This window comes from Streptomyces cyanogenus (genome assembly GCF_017526105.1).
GTDB lineage: Bacteria > Actinomycetota > Actinomycetes > Streptomycetales > Streptomycetaceae > Streptomyces > Streptomyces cyanogenus.
Map to the genome: position 1 here is coordinate 3,098,505 of NZ_CP071839.1, position 15,758 is coordinate 3,114,262.

General features: G+C 72.8%; 15 protein-coding genes and 1 pseudogene. All 16 read right to left on the minus strand.

Annotation, left to right across the window (positions count from 1 at the left end):
* Positions 1 to 12 precede the first annotated feature (12 nt).
* Positions 13 to 1,341, minus strand: coding sequence for a WxL domain-containing protein (locus S1361_RS13910; RefSeq protein ID WP_208032170.1), 1,329 nt, complete (start codon positions 1,339 to 1,341; stop codon positions 13 to 15).
* A 151-nt stretch (positions 1,342 to 1,492) separates the two neighbouring features.
* Positions 1,493 to 1,969, minus strand: a complete 477-nt coding sequence (locus tag S1361_RS13915; protein ID WP_208032171.1) for a hypothetical protein — start codon at positions 1,967 to 1,969, stop codon at positions 1,493 to 1,495.
* A gap of 185 nt (positions 1,970 to 2,154) precedes the next feature.
* Positions 2,155 to 2,517 carry a cytidine/deoxycytidylate deaminase family protein gene (locus S1361_RS13920; protein ID WP_208032172.1) on the minus strand — a complete coding sequence of 121 codons (363 nt, stop codon included), beginning with the start codon at positions 2,515 to 2,517 and terminating at the stop codon, positions 2,155 to 2,157.
* Between the two features lie 67 nt (positions 2,518 to 2,584).
* On the minus strand, positions 2,585 to 2,944 hold the full coding sequence (locus S1361_RS13925) for an MmcQ/YjbR family DNA-binding protein (RefSeq protein WP_208032173.1): 360 nt from the start codon (positions 2,942 to 2,944) through the stop codon (positions 2,585 to 2,587).
* Positions 2,941 to 4,242, minus strand: a complete 1,302-nt coding sequence (locus S1361_RS13930) for a hemolysin family protein (RefSeq protein WP_208032174.1) — start codon at positions 4,240 to 4,242, stop codon at positions 2,941 to 2,943. Before S1361_RS13930 ends, S1361_RS13925 begins: the two co-directional genes overlap by 4 nt.
* Before the next feature lie 9 nt (positions 4,243 to 4,251).
* Positions 4,252 to 4,749, minus strand: coding sequence for an rRNA maturation RNase YbeY (gene ybeY / locus S1361_RS13935; RefSeq protein ID WP_030657030.1), 498 nt, complete (start codon positions 4,747 to 4,749; stop codon positions 4,252 to 4,254).
* Positions 4,750 to 4,761: 12 nt separating this feature from the next.
* A complete protein-coding gene (locus tag S1361_RS13940; RefSeq protein WP_208032175.1) occupies positions 4,762 to 5,841 on the minus strand; it encodes a PhoH family protein in 1,080 nt (359 codons plus the stop codon).
* A 234-nt stretch (positions 5,842 to 6,075) separates the two neighbouring features.
* Positions 6,076 to 7,233, minus strand: coding sequence for a carbohydrate kinase family protein (locus S1361_RS13945; RefSeq protein WP_208032176.1), 1,158 nt, complete (start codon positions 7,231 to 7,233; stop codon positions 6,076 to 6,078).
* A 74-nt stretch (positions 7,234 to 7,307) separates the two neighbouring features.
* Complete coding sequence (locus S1361_RS13950) at positions 7,308 to 8,597, minus strand: glucarate dehydratase family protein (protein WP_208032177.1); 1,290 nt, start codon at positions 8,595 to 8,597, stop codon at positions 7,308 to 7,310.
* 71 nt (positions 8,598 to 8,668) lie between these two features.
* A pseudogene (locus tag S1361_RS40310) lies at positions 8,669 to 8,911 on the minus strand (hypothetical protein); the annotation flags it as partial.
* 84 nt (positions 8,912 to 8,995) lie between these two features.
* Positions 8,996 to 10,000: an adenosine deaminase gene (locus S1361_RS13960; RefSeq protein ID WP_208032178.1), complete on the minus strand. Its 1,005-nt coding sequence runs from the start codon at positions 9,998 to 10,000 to the stop codon at positions 8,996 to 8,998.
* A 20-nt stretch (positions 10,001 to 10,020) separates the two neighbouring features.
* Positions 10,021 to 10,926: a ribonuclease Z gene (locus S1361_RS13965; RefSeq protein ID WP_208032179.1), complete on the minus strand. Its 906-nt coding sequence runs from the start codon at positions 10,924 to 10,926 to the stop codon at positions 10,021 to 10,023.
* Between the two features lie 6 nt (positions 10,927 to 10,932).
* Positions 10,933 to 11,286 carry a histidine triad nucleotide-binding protein gene (locus tag S1361_RS13970; RefSeq protein WP_208032180.1) on the minus strand — a complete coding sequence of 118 codons (354 nt, stop codon included), beginning with the start codon at positions 11,284 to 11,286 and terminating at the stop codon, positions 10,933 to 10,935.
* A 96-nt stretch (positions 11,287 to 11,382) separates the two neighbouring features.
* A complete protein-coding gene (locus tag S1361_RS13975) occupies positions 11,383 to 14,625 on the minus strand; it encodes a S41 family peptidase (protein ID WP_208032181.1) in 3,243 nt (1,080 codons plus the stop codon).
* 47 nt (positions 14,626 to 14,672) lie between these two features.
* Entirely contained in the window at positions 14,673 to 15,194 is a 522-nt protein-coding gene (locus tag S1361_RS13980; protein ID WP_208032182.1) for a hypothetical protein, read from the minus strand.
* A 159-nt stretch (positions 15,195 to 15,353) separates the two neighbouring features.
* Entirely contained in the window at positions 15,354 to 15,746 is a 393-nt protein-coding gene (locus S1361_RS13985) for a VOC family protein (RefSeq protein WP_208032183.1), read from the minus strand.
* Between the last annotated feature and the right edge of the window lie 12 nt (positions 15,747 to 15,758).

Consider the following 15,758-nt stretch of genomic DNA (forward strand, 5'->3'; position numbering starts at 1 on the left):
ACGCCCGCACGCTCAGGTAAGCGTCAGCGTGAGCACGCCGGAGTACGCGCCGGGAGGCGTGAACGCCGGTACGTCCAGGGAGAGCCGGGCGTCGACGGTGAACTCGCCGCCGGTGAGCGTGCCGTTGGCGGTGGAGGCGAGGGTCGCGCCCGCGCTGCCCACGGTGCCCGCCGAACCGGCCTTGCAGGTGCTGGGGCTGCCCGGCTTGGTCGCGCAGGCCGGTGTCCAGCTCAGCTTGCCGGCGTCGATCTTGGCGCCGGGGCCGGTGAAGTCGGTGACCTTGCCGGTCAGGGACCAGCCCGCGGGCCCGCCGCGGAAGTCCTTGACGGTCACCGTGTTCAGGCTGCCGGTGGAGGCCCCGCCCCGGCCGAAGTCGACGCCCGACAGGGCGACGGAGTCCCCGGCCTGGGACATGGACAGGGTGCCCGCCTTGACGGTGGTGGTCAGCTTCTGGCTGCCGGCCGGGACGGGCGTGTTGTCGTTGACGACGTAGGCCGCGGGCCCGGCGCCCTTGTCCGGGTTCCAGGAGCCGCCCTCGTAGGCCACGATCCCGGTCGTCGTCCTGTCGTTGACGACGAGGGAGCCGCTGAAGGAGCCCTGGGCGTTCGCGGTCACGGTCGCGGTGTCCGCGGTCTGCTTGTCGCCGGCCCGCCCGGCCAGGGTGACGGTCGCGCCCGGCGTGAAGTTCGTCCCGCTCACGGTCACACCGGTCCCGGGGTCACCGGAGGCCGAACCGAGCGAGATGGCCCGGGTGTTGGCCGGGGTGCCGTCGGTCGCGGTGACGGTCTGCGAGACCGGGGCGGGCGGGGTGATGACCGTGCACGGGGTGTCCAGCTCCAGGATGTAGCTGGTGTGGATGTTGTAGTCGCCGGGCGAGAGGGTGATCTGGCCGGCCTTCGTGACGGTGAAGGTGCCGGTCATGGAGAAGGACGGGAAGGCGGCCTTCCCGGGCACCGGCGGATTCTTCTTCGGTCCGGTGACGGTGACATCCCCGCTCTGCGCGCCACCGAGGGTGACCTTGCCGGTCGGGGTCATGATGTCGGCCGGCAGGGCCAGGTCGGTGGGGTTGCTGGCGGCGGCCGTGACCACGGTGTAGGTCACGGTGACCGTGTCGCCGACCTTCGGACCGGTCTTGTCCACCGAGACGTTCGCGGTGGTGGTGCCGTCGATGGGCGGGATGCCCGCGACGGCCGGGGGGATGCAGTGCGTGGCGAAGTCCACGTTCGTTCCGGCGGCGCCGGCCGGACAGGCCAGCGCGCCGCCCGCGGTGACCGCGAGCGCGGCCGACCCGAACAGTGACGCCCAGCGCCACCGTCGGGCTCTTCGGGGTGTCGGACCCATGGGCCCCCTCCTGAGGGTTGCGGGCGCAGCGGCTCATCTGCGCCGACAGGGGGCATTGATGTGGAGCCGGGGTGAGAAGTCAATGGAGATGCCGCAGAAACCTGACGGATCATCAGTTTCTGCGGCATCCGGAACAGATCGCTCAGTTCAGTCAGTCGAAGACGAACGGCCCGGGTGACTGCTTACCGGTCGCCTTACAGGTGACGTTGACCCCGAAGATCGTCATCTGCAGCGACCCGCCGTAAGCCTCCAGGCTGTCACCGGGGGCCACGGTGCCGCTGAGCGGGCCGGCACTGACCGGGTCACCGGCGGCCATCGCCGGGTTCTTCGTCCCGGTGAAGACGGTGGTGCCGCCACTGGCCTTGACCAGGGTGAGCTTGGAGGTGATGGAGTCCGCCGCCACCGCGACCGGTGCCTTGACCGCGGTGGAGGTGAGGGTGATGGTGGCCGAGGTGCCGCTCTGGGTGGCGGTGAGGGTGGCCGCGCCACCGCCGAAGAAGCCGCAGCTCGCGTTGATGGTCGCCGTCTGGGGAGTGACGGCGGCCGCGGTGGGCGCGAAGGCGAGACCGGTGACCGCGAGGGCCCCGGCGGCCAGCGCCGCACCCGTTGCCGTGCGCTTGCCTCTCATGGGGATCCGCTTCCCTTCCCTGTGGGGGATGCCATGTGGGGATGCTCGGAAGGTGCGCCGACGAACGGCAGGCCCGGGCAGGTGGATGCGGCACACTGCGGCGGCGGTGCGGATCTGACGGATCGTCGGAACTTACGGCTCCATTGATGCGCGAGAGGCAGGCGACGGCAAGGATGAATTCCGGACTACTCTGCGGAGCCGGCCGGGACGGTGAGCTTCACGGCACCGTCGGGCCCGGCCAGCAGCACCGGCGTCTCGGGTCCCCCGAGATCGGCCACAGCGGCCCGGTCCTCCGGGGCCACCCCCTCCGCCTCGCTCACCACGGCCGCCGCCTCCAGGGACGCGGCCCCCGACGCCACGGCCATGGCGACCGCCGTCCGCAGCGCGCTCAGCTTCAGCGAGGCGAGTCCCACCGACCCGGCCACGTACGTCCGCCCGGTGTCGTCCCGTACGGCCGCCCCCTCGGGCACACCGTTGCGGGCCCGCGCGGAACGGGCCAGGGTGACGATCTTGCGGTCCTCGGGGTCAAGCGCGTTGCTCTCGGTCATGCCCCGAGCATACGAAGTCCCGCCGGCGCCCCGGGCCCGCGCCCCACCGGCCGCGGCCCGCCCCCGGTCACGGCCGGTCCAGCCGCAGCCGCTCCGCCCGCGGCAGACCCGCGACGACGAGGTCGTAGGAGTCCTCGATCAGCTCCCGCACCAGCCGGTCGGGGAGGCCGCCGTCCACGGTCACGGTGTTCCAGTGCCGCTTGTTCATGTGCCAGCCGGGGACGATCAGCCCCTCGTGCTCGCCGCGCAGCCGGAGCGCGTCCTCCGGGTCGCACTTGAGGTTCACCGTCAGGGGCCGCGCGTCCAGGTGCGTCAGGGCGAACATCCTGCCCAGCACCTTGAAGACCGAGATCTCCGGACTGAACGGGAAGTCCTCCACGACCGCGTTGAAGGACAGGCAGAAGGCACGCAGCTCCTGGGGGGTCACTCGGCCTTCTCCTCCTCCGCGACGGGCACCGGGACCGGCTCCACCAGGACCGTGACGATCTTGTTCCGGCGGCCGGCCGCGGCCTCGGCCGTCAGCTTCAGCCGGCGCTCGTCGGGCAGTTCGACCTCGGCGGAGGCGCCGGCGATGGGGACGCGGCCGAGCGCCTTGGCGAGCAGTCCGCCGACCGTCTCCACGTCCTCGTCGTCGTACTCCTCCAGGCCGTACAGCTCGCCGAGGTCGGTGATGTCCAGGCGGGCCGTGACCCGGAAGCGGTCGTCGCCGAGGTCCTCCACGGGCGGGAGTTCCCGGTCGTACTCGTCGGTGATCTCGCCGACGATCTCCTCCAGGATGTCCTCGATGGTGACGATGCCGGCGGTGCCGCCGTACTCGTCGATGACGACGGCGACGTGGTTGCGGTCCTTCTGCATCTCGCGCAGCAGGTCGCCGGCGTTCTTGGTGTCGGGCACGAACACGGCCGGGCGCATGGCCGTGGACACCAGGTCGCCCTCCGTCTCCCGGCTGATGTGCGTCTTGCGGACCAGGTCCTTCAGATACACGATCCCGACGATGTCGTCCTCGCTCTCGCCGGTGACCGGGATGCGGGAGAAACCGGAGCGCAGGGCCAGGGTGAGGGCCTGGCGGATGGTCTTGAAGCGCTCGATGGTGACCAGGTCGGTGCGCGGCACCATGACCTCGCGCACGAGGGTGTCGCCCAGCTCGAAGACCGAGTGCACCATCCGGCGCTCCTCGTCCTCGATCAGCGACTCCTTCTCCGCGAGGTCGACCAGCGCGCGCAGCTCCGCCTCGGAGGCGAACGGTCCGCGCCGGAAGCCCTTGCCGGGCGTGAGCGCGTTGCCGATGAGGATCAGCAGGGACGGGATCGGTCCCATGATCCGGGCCAGCGGCAGCAGCACGTACGCCGCCGCGGTCGCCGTGTTGAGCGGGTGCTGGCGGCCGATCGTGCGCGGGGACACCCCCACGGCGACGTACGACACCAGGACCATGACCCCGATGGCGACCAGCAGGGCCTGCCAGGTGGCGGCGAACTCCTGGAGGCAGGCGTACGTCACCAGCGCCGCCGCGGCCATCTCGCAGGCCACGCGGACCAGCAGGGCCACGTTCAGATAGCGGGTGGGGTCGGCGGCGATCTGGGCGAGCCTGGTGCTGCCCCGCCGGCCGGACTTCACGGCCTCCTCGGCGCGGAAGCTGGAGACGCGCGCGAGGCCCGCCTCCGCGCAGGCGGCGAGCCAGGCCACGACGACCAGCGCGATCGCGCCGACCACGATCTGCGGAGACATACGGCCCGCTTACGAGACGGTCGGCGCCGGGGACGGCCCGGTCAGGCCGCGCTCGGCCCGCCAACCGTCCACGATGGCGGCCTGGAGGCCGAACATCTCGGCCTTCTCGTCGGGCTCCTCGTGGTCGTACCCGAGCAGGTGCAGGACACCGTGGACGGTGAGCAGCTGGAGCTCCTCGTCCATGGAGTGCTGCGTGGGTGCCTCGGCGCCCTGCTTGGCGGCGACCTCCGGGCACAGCACGATGTCACCGAGCAGCCCCTGCGGCGGCTCGTCGTCGTCCTTCGACGGCGGCCGCAGCTCGTCCATCGGGAACGACATGACATCGGTCGGACCCGGCAGGTCCATCCACTGGATGTGCAGCTGCTCCATGGCGTCGGCGTCCACGACGATCACCGAGAGCTCGGAGAGCGGGTGGATGCGCATCCGCGCGAGCGCGTAGCGGGCGATGTCGAGGATCGCCTGCTCGTCTACCTCGGTGCCGGACTCGTTGTTGACGTCGATCGACATGGTCGTGCTGGTCTACTTCCCCTTGGTGCCCTTGGCGCCGGACTTGCCACGGCCGGCCTTGGGGCCGCCGTTCTCGGTGCCGTACTTGCTGTCGTACTGCTCGTACGCGTCGACGATACGGCCCACCAGCTTGTGCCGTACGACATCGTGGGACGACAGCCGGGAGAAGTGGACGTCCTCGACCCCTTCCAGGATCTCCTGCACCTGCCGCAGACCCGACTTCTGCCCGTTGGGCAGGTCGACCTGGGTCACGTCACCCGTGATCACGATCTTCGAGTCGAAGCCGAGGCGGGTGAGGAACATCTTCATCTGCTCGGGGCTCGTGTTCTGGGCCTCGTCCAGGATGATGAAGGCGTCGTTGAGCGTGCGGCCGCGCATGTAGGCGAGCGGCGCGACCTCGATCGTCCCGGCCGCCATCAGCCGGGGGATGGAGTCCGGGTCGATCATGTCGTGCAGCGCGTCGTACAGCGGGCGCAGGTACGGGTCGATCTTCTCGTAGAGCGTGCCGGGCAGGAAGCCGAGCCGCTCGCCCGCCTCCACCGCCGGACGGGTGAGGATGATCCGGTTGACCTGCTTGGACTGCAGGGCCTGCACGGCCTTGGCCATGGCCAGGTAGGTCTTGCCGGTACCGGCGGGGCCGATGCCGAAGACGATCGTGTGCTTGTCGATCGCGTCGACGTACCGCTTCTGGTTGAGGGTCTTGGGCCGGATGGTGCGGCCACGCGAGGACAGGATGTTCTGCGTCAGCACCTGCGCCGGGGTCTCCGGCCCGTCGCTCGTCCCGTTGTCGCTCGCCTTGAGCATGGCGATCGAGCGTTCCACTGCGTCCTCCGTCATCGGCTGCCCGGTGCGGAGCACCAGCATCATCTCGTCGAACACGCGCGAGATCAGGGCGACGTCCACCGGGTCGCCGACCGCGCTGATCTCATTGCCCCGGACGTGGATGTCGGCCGCCGGGAAGGCCTTCTCGATCACGCGCAGGAGGGAGTCGCCGGATCCCAGCACGGTCACCATGGGGTGCTGGGCGGGGACGGTGAACTGCGCTCTCGCCTGCTCCTGCGCGGGGGTGTGAGCTGTGGGTGTCTGTGTCATGGGCCGGCGCTTAAGGCCTGCGCTTCCTCCTCGTCACGGCCGCACGGCTGACGGCGGCCTCGCGCTATCCAGAGTACGACGGGGGGCTGACAACGCCGTAGGGCTTTTCGTACGACCGCTCGCCGGCGGTCCTGACCGCACTCCCGCGCGAGCCGTTTCCCGGCCGACCGGGCGGGGTGGCGCGTGGGCACGAGGCCGGGGACGCCCCAGGTCCGGGGGCAGGCCCAGGCTGCGTCAGCCGGACCGGCGGAACCCGATGGTCGGCACGGCCCGCCGCAGCGGCCAGGGCCTGTCCAGCTCCTCGGGCACCAGGCCGTCGAGGAACTCGTACCGCCGGAGCGCCGCGGGCGACTGCCCCGGCAGGGACTGCACGCGCCGCCACCACGCCCCGATCTCCGACCATCCCGGCGCCGACAGCGACCCCCCGAACTCCTGCACGGACAGCGCGGCGGTGAGCCCGGCGAAGGCCAGCCGGTCCGCCAGCGGCCACCCCGCGAGGGAGCCCGTGACGAACCCGGCGACGAACACGTCCCCGGCCCCCGTCGGGTCCAGCGCCTCCACGGCGATGGCCGGCACCTCCGCCGTCTCCCCGGTCCGCCGGTCCACGGCGTACGCGCCCTCCGAGCCGAGCGTCACCACGGCCACCGGTACGTGCTCGGTCAGGGCGTGCGCGGCCAGCCGCGGGCAGTCGGTGCCGGTGTACCGCTTCGCCTCCTCCGCGTTGGGCAGGAAGGCCTCGCAGTGCTCCAGGTCGGGCAGAGCGGACAGATCCCACGCGCCCGTCTCGTCCCAGCCGACGTCGGCGAAGATCCGGGTGCCGGTGCGGGCGGCCCGCGCGACCCACGGCGCGCTGCGCCCGGGCGTGAGGGAGGCCACGGCGGCCCGCGAGCGGGGCGGCCGGTCGGCGGCGCCCTCCTGGAGGAGGACCGCCTCCGCGGGCGGCTCGTGGCCGTGGGAGACCATGGTCCGCTCGCCCTCGTAGGCCATGGAGACGGTGACCGGCGAGTGCCAGCCGGGTACGGTCCGCGAGGCCGAGAGGTCGATGCCCTCGCCCTGCTCCAGCGCGTCCCAGCAGTACTCGCCGTAGTGGTCGTCGCCGAAGGCCGCGGCGAGGGCGGTGCGCAGCCCGAGCCGGGCCAGGGCGGTGGCCATGTTGGCGACCCCGCCGGGGCTGGAGCCCATGCCCCGGGCCCAGGACTCGGTGCCGCGCACCGGCGCCGAGTCCAGACCGGTGAAGATGATGTCGAGGAAGACCGTACCGGTGAGGTAGACGTCCCAGGGCGGGTCGCCGGGGGCGCGCAGCGCGGCGAGCGGGTCGACCTGGGTCTGGCAGCGTGCTGCCTGGGTGAGGTGCTCCGGTTCCTCTCCGGTGAGGGTCTGCGACGGCGTCACGGTGCGCTCCCTGGCGTGATGCGGTTCTGGCCAGTGTGCACCAGGTCACGCGCCGGTAACCCGTGCGGCGCCGGTCACCAGCGGGGCGTCACCGGTGTGTGCCAGTCGGGTTCGGCCCTGCGCATGGCCGCCGCGTCGTCGCGGTCGCGCAGCGAGCCGTCGTCCTCGGCCCACCGCCGGTGCAGCCGGGCCAGTTCGCCGCGGTCCAGCTCGACGCCGAGGCCGGGCGCGTCGGACACGGCGATCCGGCCGCCCTCGAAGGCGAGCCGCTCGGTGAGGACGTCCTCGGACTGCCAGGGGTAGTGGGAGTCGCAGGCGTGGTGCAGGTCCGGGACCGTGGCCGCGACCTGGGTCATCGCGGCGAGGCTGATGCCCAGGTGGGTGTTGGAGTGCATGGACACCCCGACCCCGAAGGCCGCGCAGATCGCGGCGAGGTGCCGGGTGTTGCGCAGCCCGCCCCAGTAGTGGTGGTCGGAGAGGACGACCTGGACGGCGTTCTTCGTGAACGCCTCCTTGATCTCGCCGAAGGTGGTCACGCACATGTTGGTGGCGAGCGGGATGTCCGTGCCGGCGGCCACCTCTGCCATGGCGGGCGTGCCGAGCGTCGGGTCCTCCAGGTACTCCAGGACGTCGCCGAGTTCCTTCGCGACCTTCAGCGAGGTCTCCACGGACCAGGCGCCGTTGGGGTCGAGCCGCAGCGGGTGCCCGGGGAAGGCCTCGGCGAGGGCGCGGACGGCGGCGATCTCCTCGTCGGGCGGGAAGACGCCGCCCTTGAGCTTGAACGAGCCGAAACCGTGCCGCTCGCGGAGCCGGCGCGCCTGTTCCACCACGCCGGCCGGGTCGAGCGCGGCACCCCACTCGTCCGGCTCCGCGGGGACGCCCGCCGGGTGCCGGTCCCACTTGTAGAAGAGGTAGGCGCTGTACTCCACGGCGTCCCGCACCTTGCCGCCGAGCAGCGCGTGCACGGGCAGTCCGAGCGCCTTGCCCTGGGCGTCGAGGCAGGCGACCTCGAAGGCGGACAGCACCGACAGCCGGAGTTTGTCGGCGGTCTGCACACCGCGCAGTCCGCCGGCGTCCACCTCCCCCTGGACCCGGGACTCGTCGACGCCGAGGGCGATCCCGAACAGCGCGTTCACATCCGTGACCGACCGTCCGGTGAGCCGCTCGGCCAGCGGCCGGGCCAGCTCCAGGTACTTCGTGTCGCCGTAGGTCTCGCCGAGCCCGGTGGCCCCGTCGGCGGTGACGATCTCCACGATCAGCCGGGGGGTGTACGGCTGGTGCACGCCCTGGGTGTTGAGCAGCGGCGGGTCGGCGACCAGGATCGGGGTCAGCCGCACCTCGGCGATGGTCAGGTCACGGGTCACAGGGAGGCTCCCACGAGGTCGAGTCCGGCGGTGCGGAGGGCCTTGAGGCCGGCGAGGCCGGCGGGCGAGGGGTCGACGGCGACGGTGACGACCGTCCGGTACTCGTCCTCGTCCAGCGAGAGGAACTCGCCGGTGCCGCAGGCCGGGAAGACGTCCTGCGGAGGCGGGTCGCCGCCCATCTGACCATCTCCCAGCGTGAATGCCGTACACATATGAGAACATAGGCTAGATGCGTGCGGGAAGGACGTCAACGGCGCCGCGAGCGGCGGCCTCTGCCCGGCGCACGGCGATCGCACGTGCGCCGGCCGCCCCACCGGCCGGCACGGTGAGGCCGGTGCCCGAGGACCGGCGGCGGAACCGGCCACCAGGGCCGCCCTCGGGGACGGCCCGGTGTCTCGCTACGACGCGTCCTGCCCGAACACGTACGCGTCCACCTCGGCCAGGTACCGGGCCCTGCGCTCCTCGTCGTCCTCCAGGAAGGAGGCGAGGAAGGAGTTGCGGGCCAGCTCGCGCAGCCGGTCCCGCGACAGCCCCAGGGTCCGGTGCACGGCCGCGAAGTTGTCGCCCGCGTACCCGCCGAAGTAGGCGGGGTCGTCGGAGTTGACCGTGCACAGCAGGCCGGCGTCGAGCATGGCGGGCAGGGGGTGGTCGGCGAGGGTGTCGACGGTGCGCAGCCGGACGTTCGACAGCGGGCACAGCGTGAGCGGGATCCGCTCCCGGACCAGCCGCTCGACCAGCGCCGGATCCTCCATGCAGCGCAGGCCGTGGTCGACGCGCTCCACGCCGAGCACGTCCAGCGCCTCGGTGATGTACTGCGGCGGGCCCTCCTCGCCGGCGTGCGCGACCCGGCGCAGCCCGAGCGCGGCGGCGGCCTCGTACACCTCCCGGAACTTCACCGGCGGGTGCCCGACCTCGGCGGAGTCCAGACCGACCCCGGTGATCCGGTCCAGGTACGGCTCGGCGGCCCGAAGGGTCTCCAGGGCCGACTCGGCGGATTCGTCGCGCAGGAAGCACATGATCAGCCTGGTGGAGACGCCGTGGTTGGCCTCGCTGCCGCCCAGCGCCCGCCACAGGCCCTCCACGACCGTGCCCATGGCCACGCCCCGGGCCAGGTGGGCCTGCGGGTCGAAGAAGATCTCCGCGTGCCGCACGCCCTGCGCGGCGGCCCGGGCGAGGTAGGCGTCGGCCAGGTCGGCGAAGTCCTGCTCGGTGCGCAGGACGGCCATCAGCTCGTAGTACAGGTCCAGGAAGGACTGGAGGTCCTTGAACCGGTAGGCCTCGCGGAGGGCGTCGGTGTCCGCGTACGGAAGGGTCACGCCGTTGCGGGCGGCCAGCTCGAAGGCCAGCTCCGGTTCCAGGGTGCCTTCGATATGGAGGTGCAGTTCTGCTTTCGGGAGGGGCATCAAAGCATGGTACGGGTGGTTTACCGCCGTTTCGGAACCGGCACCCGCAGCAGGTCGTGCGCCACGGTCAGCTCGCCCTCGTACCCGGCCGCCCGCGCCTGCCGCTCGAACTCCTCGGGTTCGGTGTAGCGCTGGCTGAAGTGGGTGAGGACCAGGTGCCGTACGCCGGCGTCCCGGGCCACGGCGGCCGCCTGGCCCGCCGTCAGGTGCCCGTGCTCCACAGCGAGTTCGATGTCCTCGTCGAGGAACGTGGACTCGATGACCAGCAGGTCGCAGCCCTCCGCGAGCGCGTGCACGCCGTCGCAGAGCCGGGTGTCCATGACGAACGCGAACCGCTGCCCGCGCCGCACCTCGCTGACGTCCTCCAGGGTCACCTCCCCGAGCCGGCCGTCGCGCTGGAGGCGGCCCACGTCCGGGCCCGTGACGCCGTGCGCGGCGAGCCGGTCGGGCAGCATGCGGCGGCCGTCGGGTTCGATGAGCCGGTAGCCGTAGGACTCGACGGGGTGCGAGAGCCTGCGGACCTCCAGCGTGTACGACCGGGTCACCGCGAGGATGCCGTCGGCGGCGACCGGGGCCTCGGTGAGGCCGACCGTCTCCCGGTAGGCGGTCGCGTAGCGCAGGCGGTCGAAGAAGCGCTGACCGGAGCGCGGGTAGTGCGCGGTGACCTCGTGCGGCACCCGGTCCAGGTTGATCCGCTGGATGACTCCCGCGAGGCCGAGGGAGTGGTCGCCGTGGAAGTGCGTGACGCAGATCCGGTTCAGGTCGTGGGCGGCGACCCCGGCGCGCAGCATCTGCCGCTGCGTGCCCTCGCCGGGGTCGAACAGGATGCCCTCGCCGTCCCACCGCAGCAGGTAGCCGTTGTGGTTGCGGTGCCGGGTGGGCACCTGGCTGGCGGTGCCGAGGACCACCAGTTCACGTACGGACACGGTTGTTCACCCGGGGGGCCACTGGAGGCCGCGGCCGCCCAGGACGTGGGCGTGGGCGTGCCAGACGGTCTGGCCGGCGCCGCTGCCCGTGTTGAAGACGAGGCGGTAGCTGTCGAGCTTCTCCTCGTCGGCGACGGCCTTCGTCTCGGCGAGCACGTCGGCTGCCAGCTGCGGGGCGCCCGCGGCGAGCTCCGCCGCGTTCTCGTAGTGCGCCTTGGGGATCACCAGGATGTGGGTCGGGGCCTGGGGGTTTATGTCCCGGAAGGCCACGGTCGTCTCGGTCTCGCGGACGATCGTCGCCGGGACCTCGCCCGTGACGATCTTGCAGAACAGGCAGTCGTTCTGCGGCTCTCCGGCCATACGCTGCGCTCGCTTTCACCGATGATCAATACGGTTCGCATGGTAGTCGCTCGGGTGCCGGGCGTACGTGGTTGCTCACGCCGTTCCCCGCGCCCCTCAGGTCGGCAGACCCGGCGGTGTTTTCGCGGGGCTGGTCTCCAGTGCCTCCAGCGCGATCCTGATGGCCTCGTCCAGTTGGGCGTCCCGGCCCTCCGCCCAGTCCTGAGGGGTCTGTACGACCTCCACGTCGGGGTCCACCCCGTGGTTCTCCACGTCCCACCCGACCCCCTCCAGCCACATCGCGTACTTCGGCTGGGTGACCAGGGTGCCGTCGACCAGGTGGTAACGGCTGTCGATGCCGATGACTCCGCCCCAGGTGCGGGTGCCGACGACCGGGCCGATGCCGAGGGCCTTGATGGCCGCGTTGACGATGTCGCCGTCGGAGCCGGAGAACTCGTTGGCGACGGCGACGACCGGGCCGCGCGGCGCGTCGAGGGGATAGCTGGTGGGGCGCATGCCGCGCGGGATGTCCCAGCCGATGATCCGGCGGGCCAGCTTCTCGACCACGAGCTGGGAGGTGTGACCGCCGCGGTTCTCCCGCACGTCGACCACGAGACCCTCGCGGGCCACCTCCACGCGCAGATCGCGGTGGATCTGGGCCCAGCCGGGGGCCTGCATGTCGGGGACGTGGAGGTAGCCGAGGCGGCCGGCGGAGGCCGCGTGGACGTGGGCGCGGCGGTCGGCCACCCAGGCGTGGTAGCGCAGGGGTTCCTCGTCGGCGATGGGGACGACGACGGTGTGGCGGGGCTCGCCGCCGCCGGCCGGGGAGACGGTCAGTTCGACGGGGTGGCCCGCGGTGCCCACGAGCAGCGGACCGGGGCCCGTCACCGGGTCCACGGGATGGCCGGCGACCGCGATGATCGCGTCCCCGGGGCGGACCGCGACCCCGGGCGCGGCGAGCGGGGAGCGGGCGTCCGGGTCGGAGGTCTCCGACGGGAGGATGCGGTCGATGCGCCAACTGCCGTCCTGGTGACGGGAGATGTCGGCGCCGAGCAGGCCCTGCCGGGGGCCGCCGGAACCGCCGCGCGGGATGACGTAGGCGTGCGAGGTGCCGAGTTCGCCGTGCAGCTCCCAGAGCAGGTCGACCAGGTCGCTGTGGGTGGCGAGCCGGCCGAGCAGCGGGCGGTAGCGGTCCAGGACGCCGGTCCAGTCGGCGCCGCCGAGGTCGGGCCGCCAGAAGTGGTCACGCATGAGCCGGCCGGTCTCGTCGTACATCTGCCGCCACTCGGCGGCCGGGTCGACGGTCTGCCGGACGCGGGCGAGGTCGACGGTGACGCTGGTGTCGCCGTCGTCCTCGGTGCCGGTGCGGCGGTCGCCGGGGACGACCCGCAGGCGGCCGTCGCTCCACAGCAGGACGCGTTTGCCGTCGCCGCTGACCTCGAAGTGGTCGGCGGTGGAGGCGAGGTGCTCCAGGCGGTGCTGGGCCAGGTCGTAGCGTTCCAGCTCGCTGTGCGGCTCGGGGTCCTCGGGGTGCGCGCGGGAGGCGCCGAGGACGCCCTCCACGGGGTGGCGCAGCCAGAGGACGCCGTCCTTGGCGGCCCGCAGGGTGGAGTAGCGGCCGGCCTCCACCGGGAAGGGCACGATCCGGTCGGCGAGCCCTTCGAGGTCGATCCGGGTGGCCGGGGTGCCCTCGCTGTCGGGGGTCTCGTCCTTGTCGGGGGCCTCGAACGGGCGGCCGTGGCGCTGCGGGCCGAACGGCGAGGGGGTGGTGGCGGCCAGGGTGATCAGGTGCGGGCGGGCGCCGACCACGAACGCGAGGTCGAAGGCGTGCTCGTCGTAGACCGGGTCGAAGGCCCGGTTGGAGAGGAACGCGAGGTGTTTGCCGTCGAGGGTGAAGGCGGGCGCGTAGTCCTGGAAGCGCAGCGGGGTCGCCTCGGTGACCGACAGGTCGGTGGTGTGGGCGATGCGCAGCTGGGAGAGCGGGCGGGGGCCGGGGTGGGCCCAGGCGAGCCAGGCGGAGTCGGGCGAGAAGGCGAGGCCGAAGACCTCGCCGTCGTCGCTGCGGTCGACCTCGCGGACCTCGCCGGTCTCGCGTTCGACCAGGAGCAGTCTGCCGTCGTGCGCGGCCACGGCGGCCCGGCTGCCGTCGGGGGCCATGGCCAGCTCCAGGACCCGGCCGAGCTGTCCGGCGGCGAGCCGGCGCGGCGGGGCGCCGGGCACGGTGCCGGTCGCGGGCGCGAACTCCAGGGCGTCCTCGCCCTCGGCGTCCGTCACCCACACCACCCACTCCTCGCCCTCGGCCCGGAAGGCGCGCGGCATCCGGGCGCGCACGCCGGGGCTGGCGGCCAGGGCGCGGGCGGGGCCGGAGCGGTGGGTGACCCAGTGGATCCCGCCGCGCACGCAGACGGCGCTGCCCCGCGCGGTGTGGTCGGGGGACGCCGCGTCGAACCAGTGGGCGGCGTTCACGGGGCGGGGCCGCAGATCGATCCGCGGGCCGCCCAGCCGCACGTCGAGCCGGCGGGGCTCGGCCCCCTCCTCCAGGCCGTCCAGCAGCCAGAGTTCACCGGCCGAGCCGTAGACGACGCGGGTTCCGTCGCCGGCCGCGTGCCGGGCGTAGAAGCCTCCCCCGCTCTCGGTGTCCCCCGGTGGGGTGTGCCGGCGCAGGTCGGAGCCGTCGGGGAGGGAGGAGTAGAGCGCGCCGGTGCCCTCGTGGTCGGAGAGGAAGCAGATCCGGTCCCCCGCCCACACCGGGCACTCGATGTTCCCGGCGATGTCCTCGTGCAGCCGGACGAAGGCGCCGCTGCCGTCCCGGTCGATCCACAACTTGCCCGCCGTGCCGCCCCGGTAGCGCTTCCAGTGGGCGGCCTCGCGGCCCATCGGCGCGGACAGCAGCACGGTGGCCGGTCCGAGAGCCACATCGCCGACCGGGCCGTACGGCAGGGTCTCGGCCGGTCCGCCGTCCAGCGGGACGGCGTGCGCCCAGCTCTGCCGGGAGCTGGGCCGGCCGTGCGCGCCGAGCGCGAGCACCCGCCCGTCGGGGGTCCAGCCGAGCGCCTCGGTACGGCGGTTGCCCCAGTACGTCAGCCGCTTGGCGGGGCCCCCGTCGACCGGGGCGACATGCACCTCGGGGGCGCCGTCCCGGGTGGAGGTCCAGGCGAGGTGCCGTCCGTCCGGCGATATCCGGGGCCGGGTCACCGGCGTGTTGTCGGCGCTGACCCGCCAGGCCCGGCCGCCGTCCAGCGGCGCGAGCCACACGTCGTCCTCGGCGACGAAGGTCACCAAGTCGCCGTGCAGATGGGGGAATCGGAGGTAGGCGGACGTTCCGGTTTCCGTGGTTCCCGTCGAAGCACCCTGAGTCACGCCGTCACTCTACGCAGCGACGGGTGGGCGCCGCTCCCGCTTTCGGATCACTTGCCCTGCACGGGCCAGACGGTCCGCGTGACGGTGACGGTGACGGTCACGTCCGGCTCGGGCTGTCCCCCGGTCGGCGCGCGGTACGTCGGTCCGGGCTTCGCCGAGCAGTTGCCGAGCCCGGCGACACGGAACACCTGTCTGCCGCCGACCTTGGCCGTCAGGTCACCGCGCACACAGGCGCCGTCGACGGCCTTGGTCACCAGCCCGGTGACGACGATCTTCCGCCCGTCATCGGTCTGGCCCTGGCAGTCGACGGAGACGACGGTGCTCTCGGACGGCGCCGGCGAGGTGCCGTGCGTGCCGTCGTCCCCCTGGTGTCCGGTGCAGCTCAGCCAGTCGACGTTCACGTGCCGGTGCTCCAGCGCGGCGGTCGCCGTCCGGTCGGTGGTGTAGGCGACGGTCGCGGACCCGAGCCCGCCCGGCTGACACGCCACGACGGCACCCGCACCCGCAGCGACGAGCCCCGCCACGGCCACCGCTCGCGTCCCGCGCCGCACCCGCCTCGATACGCCCATACGGGGCAGCGTGCCACCGGGCCGGACCGCACGGAAGACCGCATACGGCCACTCACTCGTTCGGAGGCGCCCCCGAAGGGGCGCGGGGAGCTGCGCGACCAGCCACGGCCGAGCGGCGCACGACGGCGGGTGACCTCGCGTCACCCCCGGCGGCGGGCGTCAGCCGCGCAGCAGCAGCCACTCCTGGAGTTCGACCAGGTTGCCCTCCGGGTCCTTGAGGTGGGCCACGCGCATGCGGTCGGTCATGGGGGCCGGGCCGTGCAGCAGGACCGCGCCACGGGCGGTGATGCCGGCGCAGTAGGCGTCGAGGTCGTCGACGCGCAGGACGACCAGGGAACGGTGGCCGGTGGCGGTGTCGCCCAGCTCGGCCAGGACCTCGGCCATCATCGCGCGGTCCTGCAGAGCGATCCCGGCGGAGCCGGTGTGCGGGCTGAACTTCTCGTACGGGCCCCGGGTCGCCCCGGACTGCGGCTTGAGGCCGAGAACCTCGGCGTAGAACTGGTAGCAGGCGGCGAAGTCGGTGACCAGCAGCCGGACTTGGGCGAGTTCCAAGGTGTCCCCCAG